Source organism: Paractinoplanes hotanensis, assembly GCF_023717965.1.
GTDB lineage: Bacteria > Actinomycetota > Actinomycetes > Mycobacteriales > Micromonosporaceae > Actinoplanes > Actinoplanes polyasparticus.
In genome coordinates, this window is the sequence record NZ_JAMQOL010000078.1 from 26,288 (window position 1) to 41,581 (window position 15,294).

The 15,294-nt window shown below is 71.5% G+C and carries 15 protein-coding genes; 7 read left to right on the plus strand and 8 right to left on the minus strand.

Annotated elements, in window-relative coordinates:
- Positions 1–56: 56 nt before the first annotated feature.
- From LXN57_RS43955 to LXN57_RS43970, 4 genes are read right to left on the minus strand one after another with little or no spacing between them, the layout of a single operon-like run.
- On the minus strand, positions 57–536 hold the full coding sequence (locus LXN57_RS43955; RefSeq protein WP_251804258.1) for a hypothetical protein: 480 nt from the start codon (positions 534–536) through the stop codon (positions 57–59).
- A complete protein-coding gene (locus tag LXN57_RS43960) occupies positions 533–2,047 on the minus strand; it encodes an acetyl-CoA acetyltransferase (protein WP_251804259.1) in 1,515 nt (504 codons plus the stop codon). The genes LXN57_RS43955 and LXN57_RS43960 overlap by 4 nt, the downstream gene beginning before the upstream one ends.
- A complete protein-coding gene (locus LXN57_RS43965) occupies positions 2,047–3,159 on the minus strand; it encodes an NAD(P)H-dependent flavin oxidoreductase (RefSeq protein WP_251804260.1) in 1,113 nt (370 codons plus the stop codon). Before LXN57_RS43965 ends, LXN57_RS43960 begins: the two co-directional genes overlap by 1 nt.
- 9 nt (positions 3,160–3,168) lie before the next feature.
- A complete protein-coding gene (locus LXN57_RS43970) occupies positions 3,169–3,840 on the minus strand; it encodes a DUF305 domain-containing protein (protein ID WP_251804261.1) in 672 nt (223 codons plus the stop codon).
- A 126-nt stretch (positions 3,841–3,966) separates the two neighbouring features.
- On the opposite strand from LXN57_RS43970, the gene LXN57_RS43975 reads away from it, so the two are divergent.
- Complete coding sequence (locus LXN57_RS43975; RefSeq protein ID WP_251804262.1) at positions 3,967–5,400, plus strand: LVIVD repeat-containing protein; 1,434 nt, start codon at positions 3,967–3,969, stop codon at positions 5,398–5,400.
- A 115-nt stretch (positions 5,401–5,515) separates the two neighbouring features.
- Here the strand turns inward: LXN57_RS43975 and LXN57_RS43980 are convergent, their stop codons facing one another.
- Positions 5,516–7,150 carry a PAS domain S-box protein gene (locus LXN57_RS43980; RefSeq protein ID WP_251804263.1) on the minus strand — a complete coding sequence of 545 codons (1,635 nt, stop codon included), beginning with the start codon at positions 7,148–7,150 and terminating at the stop codon, positions 5,516–5,518.
- A gap of 135 nt (positions 7,151–7,285) precedes the next feature.
- Here LXN57_RS43980 and LXN57_RS43985 point away from each other — a divergent pair, with 135 nt between their 5' ends.
- From LXN57_RS43985 to LXN57_RS43995, 3 genes are all read left to right on the plus strand, one after another.
- Positions 7,286–7,672, plus strand: a complete 387-nt coding sequence (locus tag LXN57_RS43985; protein ID WP_221374616.1) for a DUF6394 family protein — start codon at positions 7,286–7,288, stop codon at positions 7,670–7,672.
- Positions 7,669–9,468, plus strand: a complete 1,800-nt coding sequence (locus tag LXN57_RS43990) for a potassium channel family protein (RefSeq protein ID WP_251804264.1) — start codon at positions 7,669–7,671, stop codon at positions 9,466–9,468. Before LXN57_RS43985 ends, LXN57_RS43990 begins: the two co-directional genes overlap by 4 nt.
- A 139-nt stretch (positions 9,469–9,607) precedes the next feature.
- Positions 9,608–9,847: a hypothetical protein gene (locus LXN57_RS43995; protein WP_251804265.1), complete on the plus strand. Its 240-nt coding sequence runs from the start codon at positions 9,608–9,610 to the stop codon at positions 9,845–9,847.
- On the opposite strand, the gene LXN57_RS44000 is transcribed toward LXN57_RS43995, so the two are convergent.
- The 3 genes from LXN57_RS44000 to LXN57_RS44010 form a co-directional block, all read right to left on the minus strand.
- On the minus strand, positions 9,840–10,148 hold the full coding sequence (locus LXN57_RS44000) for an antibiotic biosynthesis monooxygenase (protein WP_251804266.1): 309 nt from the start codon (positions 10,146–10,148) through the stop codon (positions 9,840–9,842). The genes LXN57_RS43995 and LXN57_RS44000 overlap by 8 nt on opposite strands.
- A gap of 45 nt (positions 10,149–10,193) precedes the next feature.
- Positions 10,194–10,829, minus strand: a complete 636-nt coding sequence (locus LXN57_RS44005) for a DedA family protein (RefSeq protein ID WP_251804267.1) — start codon at positions 10,827–10,829, stop codon at positions 10,194–10,196.
- Between the two features lie 68 nt (positions 10,830–10,897).
- Positions 10,898–11,698 (minus strand): CPBP family intramembrane glutamic endopeptidase, encoded by an 801-nt coding sequence (locus tag LXN57_RS44010; RefSeq protein WP_251804268.1) that lies wholly within the window; start codon positions 11,696–11,698, stop codon positions 10,898–10,900.
- A 236-nt stretch (positions 11,699–11,934) separates the two neighbouring features.
- Between LXN57_RS44010 and LXN57_RS44015 the strand changes: the two genes are divergently transcribed.
- The 3 genes from LXN57_RS44015 to LXN57_RS44025 are packed head-to-tail and all read left to right on the plus strand — an operon-like array spanning position 11,935 to position 15,288.
- Positions 11,935–13,485: a sensor histidine kinase gene (locus tag LXN57_RS44015; protein ID WP_251804269.1), complete on the plus strand. Its 1,551-nt coding sequence runs from the start codon at positions 11,935–11,937 to the stop codon at positions 13,483–13,485.
- Positions 13,476–14,141 (plus strand): response regulator transcription factor, encoded by a 666-nt coding sequence (locus LXN57_RS44020; protein ID WP_251804270.1) that lies wholly within the window; start codon positions 13,476–13,478, stop codon positions 14,139–14,141. The genes LXN57_RS44015 and LXN57_RS44020 overlap by 10 nt, the downstream gene beginning before the upstream one ends.
- A gap of 10 nt (positions 14,142–14,151) precedes the next feature.
- Complete coding sequence (locus LXN57_RS44025) at positions 14,152–15,288, plus strand: winged helix DNA-binding domain-containing protein (protein ID WP_251804271.1); 1,137 nt, start codon at positions 14,152–14,154, stop codon at positions 15,286–15,288.
- Positions 15,289–15,294 lie beyond the last annotated feature (6 nt).

A 15,294-nucleotide genomic window follows, 5' to 3' on the forward strand; every position in this document is an offset into this window, starting at 1 on the left:
ACCCGGCCCGCTTGCGATCCGCTTGCGCCCGGCCTAAAGGCCGTTGCAAGCGACGCTCAGTCCTGAGGTCCGGCCGGCGGGGTGCGGCGTCGGGTCAGCGCCAGGCGGGTGGCGGGCCGCAGCCGCAGGACGATGGCGCCGGCCGCTCCGGCGAAGGCGATGAACGAGCTCAGCTCGCCCAGGGCGAACGACGACGAGCGATCGGTGGCGGTGGCGGTGGCGGTGGCGGTGAACCGGATCGTGTCCTCGGGTGCTTCGCCCAGGCTGCCGGCCGCCTCCGACAGCCAGTACGTCGCGGGCACCAGCACGATCAGCACCGCGATGACGCAGGTGGCGAGCCAGGCCTTGAGGCTGCCGCGCAGTGTCGCCACGGTCAGCCCGGCCACGGCGGCCGCCAGGAACAGGAACAACCAGCCGGCCGAGGTGGTGTTCGGGTCGGCGCCGTACGGACTGGTGAGCAGGGACCAGCCCATGCCGGCGAGCCCGCACACCAGGATCGCCAGCGCGGTGACTGTCAGCCGCAGGGTGGTGGTCACCGGGGCACGACAACGTTTCCGTCGGTCGTGGAGCGTGCCGTCACACGCTCGCCGATCGGTTCGCCCGCGGTGAGCAGGTCGAGAACGGCGTCGGCGCGGGCCACGAAACGGCGGCCGTCGTCCTCCAGGCGGCCGAGCACGATTCCCTCGCGGCGGCCGTCGCGCAAGTGTTTCACCGTGTACGTCTCGATGACGGCCGGGCCGTCGGCCGACAAAGCCTCGGCGGGCGCGGGCACAGCGTCCAGTTCGGCCTGGATCTGCTCGCTGCGGGACGGGCGGAAGGCGTACGGAATGGTGGTGTAGACGCCCGTCGAGTGTTTGCTCATGATGCCGCCGTTGGCCCCGACGAAGCCGTACGAGCCCGGAGCCGACCGCACCCGTCCGACCACCGAGGCGATGGCGTGCATCGAATAGTTGTTGCCCGGCCCGCCGAAGAACGGCAGCCCGCCGGTCACCGTGAGCCCGCGGGCGTCGTTCGTCGCGATTCCCAGGGCCTCGGCCACGATGAAAACCGGCGCCGCGTAACAGCTGTAGAGGTCGATCGCCGTCAGGTCCGAACTGGAAATCTCCGCGATCTCGAGAGCGTGCTGCGCCGCCCGGGCCGCGGCCGGTGAAGTGCCGTAGTCGGCCCGTTCCAGCAGATTCCGCTCCCGCAGATCGGCGTGCCCGGCCAGAAAGACCCAACTGCTTTCCGGTACGCCGAGCTGCCGTGCCTTCCCGGCCGACATCAGCAGAACGGCCGCACCCTGATTCACCTTCTCGCGCGCCACCACGTAGCGCGTGTACGGATCGGCGATCGGCCGGTTGGCGGCAGTGGGAGTCACCAGCGAAACGGCGTCGCGGAACACCGGCGCCGCCGCGTGCGGATTGGCCGCCGCCACTGCCGTGAACGGGGAGAACAGTTCTCCGATGGCCATCGCGTAGTCGTCCCGGGACACCTTCAGCCGGGCCCGCCGCGCGTTCTCGATGAGCGCGTACTGCGAGGGCGTGTCCGACAGCCCGTGCGCCACGTGGTGCATCGACACGATCCCGTCGAGCCCGTGCCCGCGCGCCTCGAGCGATCCGCCCGGGCGCTCGGTGAAATCGGGCGGCGAATCGGTCGTGGCCAGCGCCGTGATCGTCGAGATCGCCTCGGAGCCGAACAACAGCACCACGTCGGCCCGGCCGGCCGCGATCGCCGCCGCGAACTCGTTCACCAGATGCTGCGGCGCCTGCCCGCCACCGACCTCGAGCACCGCCCGCCGCGGCGTGGCCCCGAGCCGCCCGGCCACCGAACGCGGGAAGTTGTCGGAGCACCCCAGCGGCGGCACAGCCCACGGCAGCGAGATCTCGAACTGCGGCACACCGGCCACCGTGTCGACCGCCGACGCGTCCACGCCGGCGTCGGCCAGCGCCGCCCGCGCCGCATCGGCGGCCAGGTCGACCGGCGAGCGCGCCTGATACCCCGGCGAGTCGAGCCGCTCCGACACCTGACCCACGCCGACCAGCACCGGCGTGCGGGGATCGACCATCACAGACGCTCGGCGAGCTCGCGGATCCGCGCCGCGCAGTCGGCCGCCATCGTGCGGGTGATCTCGCCGGCCGGGCGGATGTCGCGGAACGACCCGACGACCTGCCCGACGAAGAACGACTCGAGCTGCAGCGCGCCCTCGTGCCCGGCCTCGGCCGCCGCGTCGATCCGCTGCCACGCCTCGTCGACGAGCATCGGCTGCAGGGGCAGCGGCAGCGGGGCCGGGCTGCCCGGCGCCGCCCACTCGTCGTGCCAGGCTGTCCGCAACTGGCGGGCCGGCTTTCCCGTACGGGTGGGTGAGCGCAACGTGTCGGCCGAGCTCGCGGCCAGGAACTTGTTCTTGATCGCCTGCACCGCGACGTCCTCGGCGCTCGAGAGCCAGACCGAGCCGCACCACACGCCGGACGCGCCCAGCGCGAGCGCCGCCGCCATCTGCCGCCCGTCCGCGATGCCGCCCGCGGCGAGCACCGGCCGCTCCCCGGCGATGTCGACGATCTCGGGGGTGAGCACCATCGTGGCGATCGTGCCGGTGTGCCCGCCGGCCTCGGTGCCCTGCGCGACCAGCACGTCGACGCCGGCCGCGATCTGCCGCTCGGCGTGCCGGGCCTGCCCGACCAGCGCCGCCGTCACGACCCCGAGCTCCTTGGCCCGGGCCACCAGCTCGGGCGGCGGGGTGCCGAGCGCGCTGGCGATCAGCGCGATGCGGTGCTTGAACGCGGTGTCGAGCAGCGCGATCGCGCCCGGCGTGGTCAGCGAGGCCGCGACCTGCTGATGGTCGACGGTCGGGGCGGGCGGGATGTCGTACTTCTCGAGCAGGCCGCGGACGAACGCGAAGTGCTCCTCGGGGATCTGGGCCCGCATGCTGGCGACCAGGTCGGCCGGGTCGCCGGGCACGAACTTCTCGGGGACCAGCAGGTCGACCCCGTACGGCTTGCCCTCGACCTGCTCCTCGATCCAAGTGAGCTGGGCGTCGAGCTCTTCGGGGCCGTAGACCGAGGCGGCGAGCACGCCGAAGCCGCCCGCGTTGGTGACCGCCGCGACCACGGCGGGGGATCGGTTGAAGCCGACAACGGGGTGCTCGACACCGAGCAGGTCGGTCAATGCCGTACGCATGGCGACACGTTACCCGGCGGTCACTTGCGCCAGGCGCCGGATCTCACTTCCCTGTTCCACGGCCATCTCGTTGGCCACCTCGCGCAGCTTCTCGTCGCTGCCGCCCTTGATGACGTCGGCCGCCATGCTGAGCGCGCCCCGGTGGTGGTCGGTCATCATCGTGGCGAACCTGGTGTCGAACGCGGCGCCGGTGCTGGCGGCCAGGGCGGCCATGTCGGCGTCGCTCTGCATGCCCGGCATCGACCCGTGATCATGCTTGGGGTCGTTCTCCGGCAGGTTTCGCTCCTTCAGCCACGTACGCAGGAAGGTGATCTCGAACGGCTGGGCGTCGCCGATCCGGTCGGCCAGCCCGCCGAGGCGCTCGTTGGCGGCGCGACCCGGGGCGAGCTTCGCCATCTCGATCGCCTGCTGGTGATGGACGATCATCATCTGGACGAACGTGGTGTCGATGGCGTTGTAGGTGGACCCGTCGGGCGCCTTGACCCTGTCGGAGTCGCTCACAACGGCCTCGTCGCCGGGCGCGCCCGGCAGCACGACCCGATGCGGCGGAGCCGCGCTGACACTCGGCCGGGGCGCGGCCGCCGACCCGTCGGAGCCCATGCGGGCCGCCACCGCCAAGGTCACGGCGCCCGCCAGGACGACCACAGCCGCGACGAGTGTCGATGTCCTGACCCGACCCACCGGTCCTCCCGTATCGATCATCAAAGATGTTTCCGGAACCGCCCGCGGCCACTACTGTAACGACAAAAGTGAATACGCATCGTGCGCCGCCACCTCGCCGCACGAAGCGTCCAGGGAGGGAGACCCATGAAGCACACTGCCCCACGAGGGCGGATGCTCAAGCGCCTGGCCGCTGTCAGTGCCTTCGCACTGATCACCGGTCTGCTGACAGCTCCGGGGAGCAGCGCGGCGCAGACGCCCGTCGGTGGCAACACGATACCGGGCATCGACGAGATCGTCAGCAGCCCGAACCTCAAGCAGGTCGCTCACCTCGACAAGTCCGGCCCGCTCACCGGCGCCAACACGGACTGGTCGTTCCAGGGCCGGTACGCGTACGGCGGCAACTACGACGGGTTCTACGTCTACGACGTCAAGAACCCCAAGGCGCCGACGGTGGCGGCCCAGGTGCTCTGCCCGGGCTCGCAGAACGACATCTCGATCAGCGGCAACCTGCTCTTCCTCGGCACCGACTCGCAGCGCACGAACGACACCTGCGTCAACTCCGCCTCCACGACCGCCGTGCCCGGTGAGCGCTGGGAAGGCATCAAGATCTTCGACATCAGCAACCCGCTGACGCCGAAATACCTGAAGTCCGTCAAGACCGACTGCGGTTCGCACACGCAGACGCTGGTCCCCGGCAAGCGCGGCGAGAAGAACGTCTACCTGTACATCTCGTCGTACAACCTGGCCGGCGTCGACCTGCCCAACTGCGCGCTGCCGCACGACAAGATCTCGATCGTCAAGGTGCCCGTGCGCAACCCGACGGCCGCGGCCGTGGTCGCCACGCCGGTCGTCTTCCCCGACGGCGGCTTCCCCGGCAGTGAGCGGGGCTCCGCCACGACGGGCTGCCACGACATCACCGTGTACGCCGAGAAGAACCTCGCCGCCGGCGCCTGCATGGGTGACGGCGTCCTGTTCGACATCTCGGACAGGGTCAAGCCCCGGATCATCAACACGGTCCGCGACGAGGTCAACTTCGCGTTCTGGCACTCGGCCACGTTCAACAACAGCGGCACCAAGGTGGTCTTCACCGACGAACTCGGCGGCGGCGGCGCGGCCACCTGCAACGCGACCGTCGGCCCCAACCGCGGCGCCGACGCCATCTACGACATCGTCGGCCACGGCAACAAGCGCAAGCTGGTCTTCCGCAGCTACTTCAAGATCCCGCGCTACAACGCCGACACCGAGGTCTGCGTGGCCCACAACGGCTCGCTGATCCCCGTCCCCGGCCGCGACATCATGGTCCAGGCCTGGTACCTCGGCGGCATCTCGGTCTGGGACTTCACCGACTCCCGCAAGCCCAAGGAGATCGCCTACTGGGAGCGCGGCCCGCTCTCCCTGAGCACTCTGACCGGCGGCGGCTCGTGGTCCGCCTACTGGTACAACGGCTACATCTACTCGAACGACATCACCAAGGGCGTCGACGTGCTCGAGCTCAAGGACTACCGCACGAACATCGCCAAGTTCTTCCGCACCGACACCTTCAACGCCCAGACGCAGGACAACTACCTGCGCTGGTAGCGGCTGACCCGGTGCCCGCCCGGCGTCATGCCGCGGCGGGCACCGGACTCCGCTGGTCAGGACCTGGCTCTCGGGGTTGATCAGACCTGCCCTTGATCACCTGACCGTTTCCGGCTCAGTAGCGGAACTTGTGCCGAGAGCTGCGCCGGTTCATCCGCGCCGGTAACTCGTCCAGGTTGCCGCCATGGCGCAGCTCGTTCGGCTCATGGCTCTGGGTGAAATCCCGCATCGTCACGACGAACCCCTGGACCAGGCGGTCCGCGCGCAGGTCGCGGTACGTGACCTCGACCAGCACCTGGCTCCTGTCGGCCCGCACCAGCGAGCAGAACACCACGCCGTCGCCCGAGCTGCGGAAGGCCTGACGCAGCTGGTGGCGATCGTCCGGATGCACCAGATCGTCGAGTGTGGCCAGCGGCGGAAGGTCGTCGGCGCCGAGCAGCTCGCGCAGCGACGGAGTGGCGTACCGGATGCGCTGGTCCTCGTCGATCACCACCATGATGTCCGCACTGTTCCGGATCACCGCGCGCAGATAGAGGTCACTGTCGCGGCGGCCGACCGCCTCCACCAGCGAGATGCGATCCAGCGCGAGCGCCGCCTGACCGGCCAGCACCTCGAGGGTGTCGCGGGTGGCGGTGAGGATGTCCCGGCGACCGACCAGGATCAGGGCGCCGCCGCCGGGACGGGCGACGGCGAGCGGTTCCAGCCAGAGCGGGCAGACGAGTGTGGCGTAGCCGTCGTCCTCGTTTTCGGCCCACCAGCTGCGGGTCGGTGGGCCGGCGCCGAGTCCGGGCACCGCTTCGAGCGTGGGCTGGCGGTCGTCGACGGCGAACACGGTGCTCCGGACGGCGTCCGGCGGCATGAGCTCGGCGATCGCGGCTCGGACGGCCTCGTCCACAGCGGCTGTGTCGGCGGCGGCGACCAGCGCGGCGCTCGCCTGCCGCAGGCCGCGCTCACGCGTCAGGGCCTGACCGTTCAGGGTCACCGAGTCGGTCAGCCGCGTGATGGTCAGGAGAAGAGTGATCGCGCCGGCCACGGCGATCACCACGCCGTCGCCGACCGTGCCGTTGATCGCCTCGATCAGCAGAACGACCGGCGGGGTCGCGACGGAGATGCCCAACAGCACCGCCCAGCGCATGCGCCACGAGCTCGCCCGTGGCGCCGCGGGCTCGGTGAGCCGCACCATCGACGGGTGCAGCGCGGCGGCGCCCCAGGACAGATAGAGCACCACGAACCCGGACTCGCTCAGCCGGCCCGGCCACAGCGGCTGCACGATGTCGCTGACCAGGACGCCCACCGCACCGACGACCAGCAGCGCGGCCGAGACGTTGCGGCCCACGGCGACCAGCACACGGACGACCACCGCCAGGAGCAGCAGGGCTCCGATGACGTACGCCCCGGAGATGTTCCCGATCCGGCCCGCATCGCCGATGACGAACACCCAGACCACCAGCAGCGCCGAGCACGCGAACGCGAGCAGGTCGATGAGCCGTGCCCGGTCGACGAGAATCGCACCGACGCGGGTCAGACGCAGCAGCGCCCAGGTGACCGGCACGAACATGACGTAGAAGAAGACAACGGCCGCAGCAGGCCGGTTCAAGGCCGTCAGCACGTCACCGGCGGTGCTCGCCACGATGGCCCCGGCGAGCAGCAGCCAGGGGCCGATCCGGGCCGGCCGGTGGCGACGGACCCCGTAGACGATGGCGGCCGCGCTACCGATTCCGAGCACGGCCCATTCGATGGCCCTCAGCACGCCTAACTACTACCAGCGGCGTCGCACTCGCGCCATGGGCCGACAGAGCGACCCGTCCCGGCCGACGACATGGTCGAGAGTCATGCACGGAAACGCCGGAGGCACTAGCGTGTGTGCCGTGGTGGCGGACGGCTCATGAGTCTAGAGAAGGTCATCTTCGGCTTCTTCGTGCTGCTGGCAGCCACCCTCAACTTCGGGTTCTTCATCGGCGACATCTCGAACGCGGCCCTGCACAACGAGTACGAGCTGTTCGCCGCCGTGGTGGTCAACCTGATCGCCACGGTGCTCAAGTTCGGCGACCGCACCCAGATCGGCGCCGTGCACCTGGCGACCAGCCTGGTGGCCGACCTCCAGCTCATCGCGGCCACGCTCACCTGGGTGTACGCCACGCAGATCTCCACCGCGGGCATGACGCCCGAGGCCACGGCCAGTGTGGTCTCGCTCTCGGGCGGGGCGCTGCTGGCCAATCTCGTGTCCGTCGCCCTGCTGGTGATCGAGACGACGACCTTCCAGCGGCGATGAAGCGGCCCGTCCCCCGCGGACGTTTCCACCGGCACACGGCCATCGCGCGCCCCGCCGAGAGCTCCCCCACCGTCTTCCTGGTGCTGCGCCGCATGCGGGCGCCCCTGATCGTGCTGATCCTCATCTTCGCGATCAGCGTCTTCGGCCTCACCCTGATCCCCGGGCAGGACGCCGAGGGCAACCCCGTACGCATGGGGTTCTTCGACGCCTTCTACTTCATGAGCTACACCGCCACCACCATCGGGTACGGCGAGATCCCGCACCCGTTCACCGGCGCTCAGCGGCTCTGGGTGACCGCCACGATCTACCTCACGGTGATCGGGTGGGCTTACGCCATCGGTTCGCTGCTGGCGACCCTGCGCGACCGGGCGTTCCGCGAGGCCCTCGCCCTGCGCCGCTTCACCGGCACCGTCAAGCGCCTGCGCGAACCGTTCCTGCTGGTCGTCGGGTACGGGCAGACCGGTCAGCTGCTCGGTCACGCGCTCGACTCGATGGGCCGCCGCCTGGTCGTCGTCGACAGCTCTCCCGAGCACATCGACACGCTCGACATCGACCCCTACTTCTCCGACATCCCGGGCCTGGTGGCCGACGCCCGCAATCCGCACACGCTGGGCGTCGCCGGCCTGGAGCACCCGGGCTGCGAGGGAGTCGTGGCGCTGACCGACGACGACGAGGTCAACCTGATCGTGGCCATGACGGTCGCGCTCGTGCGCCCGGGGCTGCCGGTGATCGCCCGCACCGTCTCGCCGGCGATCGAGCACCGCATGCGCGCGTTCGGCTCGCCGACGGTGGTCAACCCCTTCGACCGGTACGGGGATCATCTGCGCCTGGCGTTGCACGCGCCCTCGTCGTACCTGTTGTTGTCGTGGCTCATCCGCGAGGAGGGCGCCGAGATGCCCCAGCTCGGGCGCCCGCCGGGCAGCGGACGCTGGGTGGTCTGCGGTTTCGGGCGGTTCGGGCACAAGCTCACCGAGGACCTGCGCGCCGACGGCCTCGACGTGACGGTGATCGACCCGCACCCCGACGCCAAGCCCGGCCTGAGGATCATCGCGGGTGACGCGTCGGAGCCGTCGGCGCTGGCCGAGGCCGACCTGTCGACCGCGGCGGGCTTCGTGGCCGGCACCGACAACGACGCCACGAACCTGTCGCTGGTGGCCGCCGCCCGCACGGCGAACCCGTCCCTGTTCATCGGGGCGCGGCAGAACCGTCCGGCCAACGCCCCGCTGTTCGCCGCCATGGAGATCGACTGGCTGCTGGTGCCGAGCGAGATGGCCGCCCGCGAGATCTACGCCCGGTTGAGCACGCCCATGCTGTGGCGCTTCCTGCGGGAGATGCCCGAGTTGGGCGACGACTGGGCGGCCGACACGCTCGACCGCATGCGGGCCTACTGCGGCGCGCGGCTGGGCGCGCTGTGGAAGATGACGCTCTCCGAGCGGGACGCGCCGGCCCTGCAGCCGTGGCTGCGGTCGGGGGTGGCGCTCGGCGACCTGGTGCGCAGCCCGCGCGACCGCGACAAGCGGCTGGACACCGTCCCGCTGATGCTCGCGCGCGACGGCGGGACGGTGCTCGGCCCGGGTGACGACGTGCAGGTGCGGACGGGCGACGAGATCCTGTTCGTCGGCCGGCCCTACTCGCGGCGGGCGCTGGTCGACACGGTCACCAACCGGGTCGTGGCCGAATACGTGATCTCGGGTCGCGAGGTCCCGGCCGGCTGGGTGTGGCAACGCGTGACGGGAAAGATACCGACAGAGGTCGAAAGCGGCGATTCGCCGGGGCGTTCGTCGGACGATCCATAAGACAATCGGACATAATTCCCTCATGCAAGAGCACATGCACGTGCAGATGCCCTTGTGCAGCTGCACAGCACCGCGCAGGATGGACGCCAGCGTTCCACATACTGACGCGGCCGTGCGCCGCTCGGCCCCGCGAGGTGAGATGACCATCGACGACAGACCCGCGGGCACCATCTGGACCTTCGCCGAGGAGGACTACCGATACGGCATCGGCCCGTTGCGGCTCCGCATCGACCGGATCCTGGCCGGCGCCCCCGTCCACCAGGACGGTGATCTCTGGTACGAGGTCGAGGGCATCGAGGTGAGCGACCAGGGCCGCATCGTCGGTCCCCGCCGGGCCACGGTGCGCGCCTCTCGCCTGCCCACCGTGCGGCCTAGGTGACGAAGACGGCCACTTCGTCGTGGGTGACCCGCTCGTCCCAGCGGGTCAGCACCGTGCGCGCTTCCTCGGCCACCACGGCGAATCCGTAGTCGTCGCCCGCGAACGACCGGATCGCGTCGATGTCGGCGAAGAACGTGATCGACGTGAAGCGCACGTCGTCGCCGGCCTGATGCCGCAGCAGCCGGGCGCCCCGGAAACCCTCGATGCCCCGCAACTCGGTGGCCACCACCGTCGCGTAGTGCCGCTGATAGTCGTCGGCCTCCGACGCCTTGGTCCAACCCCGCCAGGTCCGCGCGATCATGCCGTCGCCCCTCGTCGGTCCGTCCGAGACCTCAGCATGCCGGAGTTACGAGGCGCAGGCCACCACGGACGGGCGGCGCAGGCGGCGAGCCAGGATCGGGACGACGCCGAGGCAGGTGGCGCCGATCGCGGTGAGCAGCAGGCCCAGGCCACCGGTGGCATCGGCGCCCGCGGTCAGCAGGCCGACGCCGGCGAACGCGCCGACCCACAGCGCGGTGCCGAGGCCCGACCACAGGACGAAGCGCCCGAACGGCATGCGCACCACGCCCGCCACGATCGGGACGACCGCGTGCACGACCGCGACGAAGCGCACTGCCACCAGGGCCGATGCGCCCCGGTCGCGCAGGTAGTTCTCGGCGCGGTCGAAGCGGGCAGCGCCGATGCGGCGGCCCAGCCGGGTCGTGCGCAGCCGGGGCCCGAAGGCCCGGCCCACCGCGTACCCGGCCATCTGCCCGGCCAGAGCACCCGCCGTGCCCACCGCGAGAACGGCGACGAAACCGAGCGGCCCGTCGGGCAACGACCCGGCCAGCATGACCACCGACTCGCCCGGCACCAGCAAGCCGGCCAGGAACGTCATCTCGATGGCGGCGGACAGGAACGTGAAGCCGAGGATCATCCACCGGTCGAGCGTGGACAACCAGTCGACGAAGGCGGCGGCGGTGTTCATCACGTCGGCGAGCATGGGATCAGCCTTCCAATCCCATGCTCGCCGGGCCATCGGGCCATACCCGGAGATCACCCTGAGAATGCTCAGGGCTGCACCACCGGGGTTGTCAGGACCCCGGCCGAGGGACGGACGCCGACCGCACGCGGCGCCGGACGCCAGGCCGCGCGGTCGAAGACCACCAGGGCGACCGCGACCGTCATCCACGCGTAGAAGCCGAGAGTCAGCACGTCGTCGACGTCCTGGCCCTCGTACCCGAAGGTGCCGGGAACGATCGTGCCCTGGATCACGTGGAAGAGCATGACCAGCAGCACGCTGCCGTTGGCCCGGCGGAACAGCCAGCAGTAGACGAAGGTGATCACGAACGTGGTCAGCAGACCCACCCAGCCGACCTTGTTGCCCTGGGTCACGAAGACCAGCGGCAGGTGCCAGACCGCCGCGACCAGGCCGAGCACGGCAGCCGACAGCAGCGGCGCGTGGCGGGCGTCCAGCCGGGGCAGGGCGAAACCGCGCCATCCGGGCTCCTCGCCGAGCGGTCCGTCGAGCGGGTTGATCCAGCGCAGCGCGAACAGGATCGCCAGGTCGGCCCAGGCGAACTGCCAGGACGCGCCGCCGTGCAGGCCCACCGTGCCGAAGATGACGACCAGGGGCAGACCGATGGCGGCCACGTAGCAGTACCACGGAACACGCCAGCGGATCAGGCGACTGCCCAGGTCGCGCAGGGTGCCGGTCACCGCGCCGACGATCACGGCGGCGACCAGGGGCGCGCACGGCAGCAGGGCGGTGCCCTCGATGCCGAACGGCCAGGGCGACCAGCCGATCACGAACGCCAGGACGAAGAAGGTGATCAGGGGGTGGCGGCGGATCGCCGCGGCAAGTGCTGTCATGCCGTTCACGGTCGTCCGGTCCGGGCGCCGGCGGCACCGTGCCTGCCCGCTGTCCACAGGCCGGTTTTCTGGCATGTTCCTTCCGGGGCTGACCGGCCTATCCTGCTGGCATCGACGAGCGCGCGGTTCCCAGCCGTACGCTGCGGTGGAGCCTGGCGGCAGCCGGCCTCGCCGCGGCGGTCGTCTCGCTGGCCCTCGCCCGCCCCAGCGGCCAGCTCGGGCCGGCCGCCCTGTTCGTGTGGATCCTTCTGGCGTACGTCTTCTGCGGTCTGCTCGCCTGGAGCCGACGGCCCGAGAGCGGGTTCGGGCGGCTCATGGTCGTGGTCGGTTTCGGGGCGGCACTGTCCAATCTGGCCCGTTCCTCCGATCCGCTGCTGTTCACGGTCGGGCAGGCGGTCGATCTGCTCGTCGTGGCGCTGTTCCTGCACGTGTTCCTGGCCTTCCCGAGCGGCCGGCTCGGGGGCCCGGCCCGTGTGCTGGTCGGGGTGGCGTACGCGGTCTCGATCGGTCTGCAGTTGACGGTCATGCTGCTGGGCGCCTTCGGCGAGGCGAATCTGCTCGCGGTGACCGACGCGCCGGGGCTCGTCGACGTGCTGCACGGGATCGAACTGATCACCCTGAGCGGGCTGCTGCTGGCCGGGGTGGGGCTTCTGGGCGTACGGCTGAGACGTGAGCGACGGGCCGTGCGGTGGCTCGTCGGCTCGTTCGCGCTGGGTCTGGTCGCGCTCGCCGTGCTGCTGGCCATGGGCGCGTTCGCCGTCAGCGGGTTCGCGCTGGTGCAGCGGCTGACGCTGGGCGTGCTCGGGCTGGCGCCGGTGGCGTTCCTGATCGGGCTGCTCGACGCGCGGCTCGCCCGGGCCTCGGTGGGCGATCTGGTGGTCGAACTGCGGGCCGAGCCCGACGATCTGACGCCCGCGCTGACCCGGGCCCTGCGCGACCCGACCGCCGCGCTCTTCTACTGGCTGCCGCAATACCGCAACTGGGTCGATCACGACGGCTCCCCCGCCACGCCGCCGCCGTCGGTGACGATGATCCTGCGCGACGGCGAGCCGGTGGCCGCGCTCGCCCACCACCCGGCGGTCGAGCCCGACCTTCTGCAGGCCGTGGTGGCGGCGGTCGAGATGGTCATCGACAACGGCCGGTTGCGGGCCGAGCTGCGGGCGCGGCTGGCCAAGGTGCGCGCGTCCCGGGCCCGGGTGCTCGAGGCGGGCCGCACGGAACGCCGACGGCTCGAACGCGACCTGCACGACGGCGCCCAGCAGCGGCTGGTCGGGCTGTCGCTGCGGCTCGGCCTGCTCGAGGCGCACCTCGACGGCGACCCGGCGGTCCGGCAGGCGCTGTCCGAGGCCCGGGCCGAGGTCGTGACCTCGCTGTCCGAGCTGCGCGACCTCGCGCACGGGCTCTACCCCGCCGTCCTGAGCGGGCACGGGCTGGCGGTGGCCCTCGAGTCGGTGGCCGCGCTGTCCGCCGTGCCGGTGCGGCTCAGCATCACTGTGGACGGTCGCCTGCCGGAACCGGTCGAGGTGGCCGCCTACTACGTGGTGTGCGAGAGCCTCACCAACGTGGGCCGGCACGCGGCCGCGTCCGGCGCGTCGGTCGAGGTCGGCCCGGCCGGGAAGGTGCTGGTGGTCGAGATCGCCGACGACGGGGTGGGCGGGGCCGACACCACGCGCGGCAGCGGGCTGCGCGGGCTGGCCGACCGGGTCGAGGCGCTCGGCGGCACGCTGCGGGTGTGGAGCCCCGACGGCGGCGGCACCCGGGTGCGGGCGGAGGTGCCGTGCGGGTAGCGATCGCGAAAAACAGCGTGCTGCTGCGCGAGGGGCTGGCCCGGCTGCTGGCCGACGCGGGCTTCGAGGTGGTGGCCCGCTGCGGCGACGCCTCCGCGCTGCTCGGCGCGGTGGCCACCCTCGCGCCCGAGGTCGCGGTGGTCGACATCCGGATGCCGCCGACCCACACCGACGAGGGGCTGCGGGCCGCCGTGAAGATCCGCGCCGACCACCCCGGCACGGCCGTCCTGCTGCTCTCCCAGCACGTCGAGCCCGCGCTGGCCATGACCCTGTTCGCCGGTTCCGCGGCCGGCGCCGGCTACCTGCTGAAAGACCGGATCAGCGACGTCGCGGAGTTCCTCTCGGCCGTACGCCGGGTCGCCGCGGGCGGCACCGCGGTCGACCCGGTCATCGTCTCCTCGCTGGTCGCCCGGCGGCGGCCGGACGACCCGCTGGCCGTGCTCACCCCGCGGGAGCGGGGGGTGCTCGAGCTCATGGCGAGCGGGCATTCCAACCAGGGCATCGCCGACAAGCTCTACCTGACGCTGCGGGCCGTCGAGAAGTACGTGTCGAGCGTCTTCGGCAAGCTGGGCCTGCCCGCCACCGGCGGCGAGTCGCGGCGGGTGCTGGCCGTGCTGCTGTTCCTGCGGCCGGAAAGTGACCGCAATCGCGGCTAACGTCGGCTCCATGCTGTCCTGGCCCGCTGTCATCGCCCGCCGCGTCGAGCGCAACCACCTGGCGTCACCCGGAAGCGACCCGGCCGGCGTCGTCGCGGCGATGTGCGGAGCGCACGCGCAGATCCTGTCCGCGGCCGAGATCTCGGTGGCGATGCGGCTGCCGGGGGCCACGCGGGGTGACGTGCGCCAGGCGCTGTGGACGGACCGGTCGCTGGTCAAGACGTTCGGCCCGCGCGGCACGGTGCACCTGCTGCCCGCCCGCGACCTGGGGTTGTGGACGGGGGCGCTCGCGGCGCTGCCACACTCCTCGCCGTTCGCGGCGGACGTACGGATGACGCCGGAGCAGAACGGCCGGGTCGTGTCGGCTCTCGACGAGACGTTGCGTGCGGCGGAGGGCGGTCTCACCATGGACGAGCTGTCGGCCGAGGTGGCGGCGCGGGCCGGCCCGTGGGCCGGCGACCTGGTCATGCCCGCGTTCCAGACCATGTGGCCGCGGTGGCGCACGATCGTCGGCTCGCCGCTGACCCAGGGAGTGTTGTGTTTCGGGCCGCAGCGGGGGCGCAACGTCACCTACACCAGTCCCACGGTGTGGACGCCCTCGTTCGAGCCGTGGGAGCCGATGGCCGCGCTGCGGGAGGTCGTCCGGCGCTACCTGCGGTCGTACGGCCCGGCGACGCCGGCGCAGGTCGCGCGGTGGCTGGCCGCTCCCCCGCGCTTCATCGCGGACGTGTTCTCGTCGCTCGAGCTGCAACCGGTGACGATCGACGGCGACGAGACCATGCTGCTGGCCGGGGACGACGCCTTCGGAGCATCCGTGCCGGCGGGCGTCCGGCTGCTGCCCTACTTCGACGCGTACGGCGTGGGAGCGCGCCCCCGGGCCGTGACCTTTCCGGGCCGGGCCTTCGAGCGGGCGCTCGCCCGCGGCCAGGCCGGCAACTATCCGGTGCTGCTGATCGACGGGCGAGCCGCCGGTGTCTGGCACCATCGGCTCTCGGGCCGTCGCGTGCAGGTCACCGTCGAGCCCTTGGAACCACTGCCGAGGCGACGGTTGAGCGCGCTGGAGACCGAGGTCGAGCGGCTCGGGCACATCCTCGGCGCGACGCCCACCCTCACCGTCGGCGAGGTGAAGGTGGGGCCGCACGCCTGAGGTCCG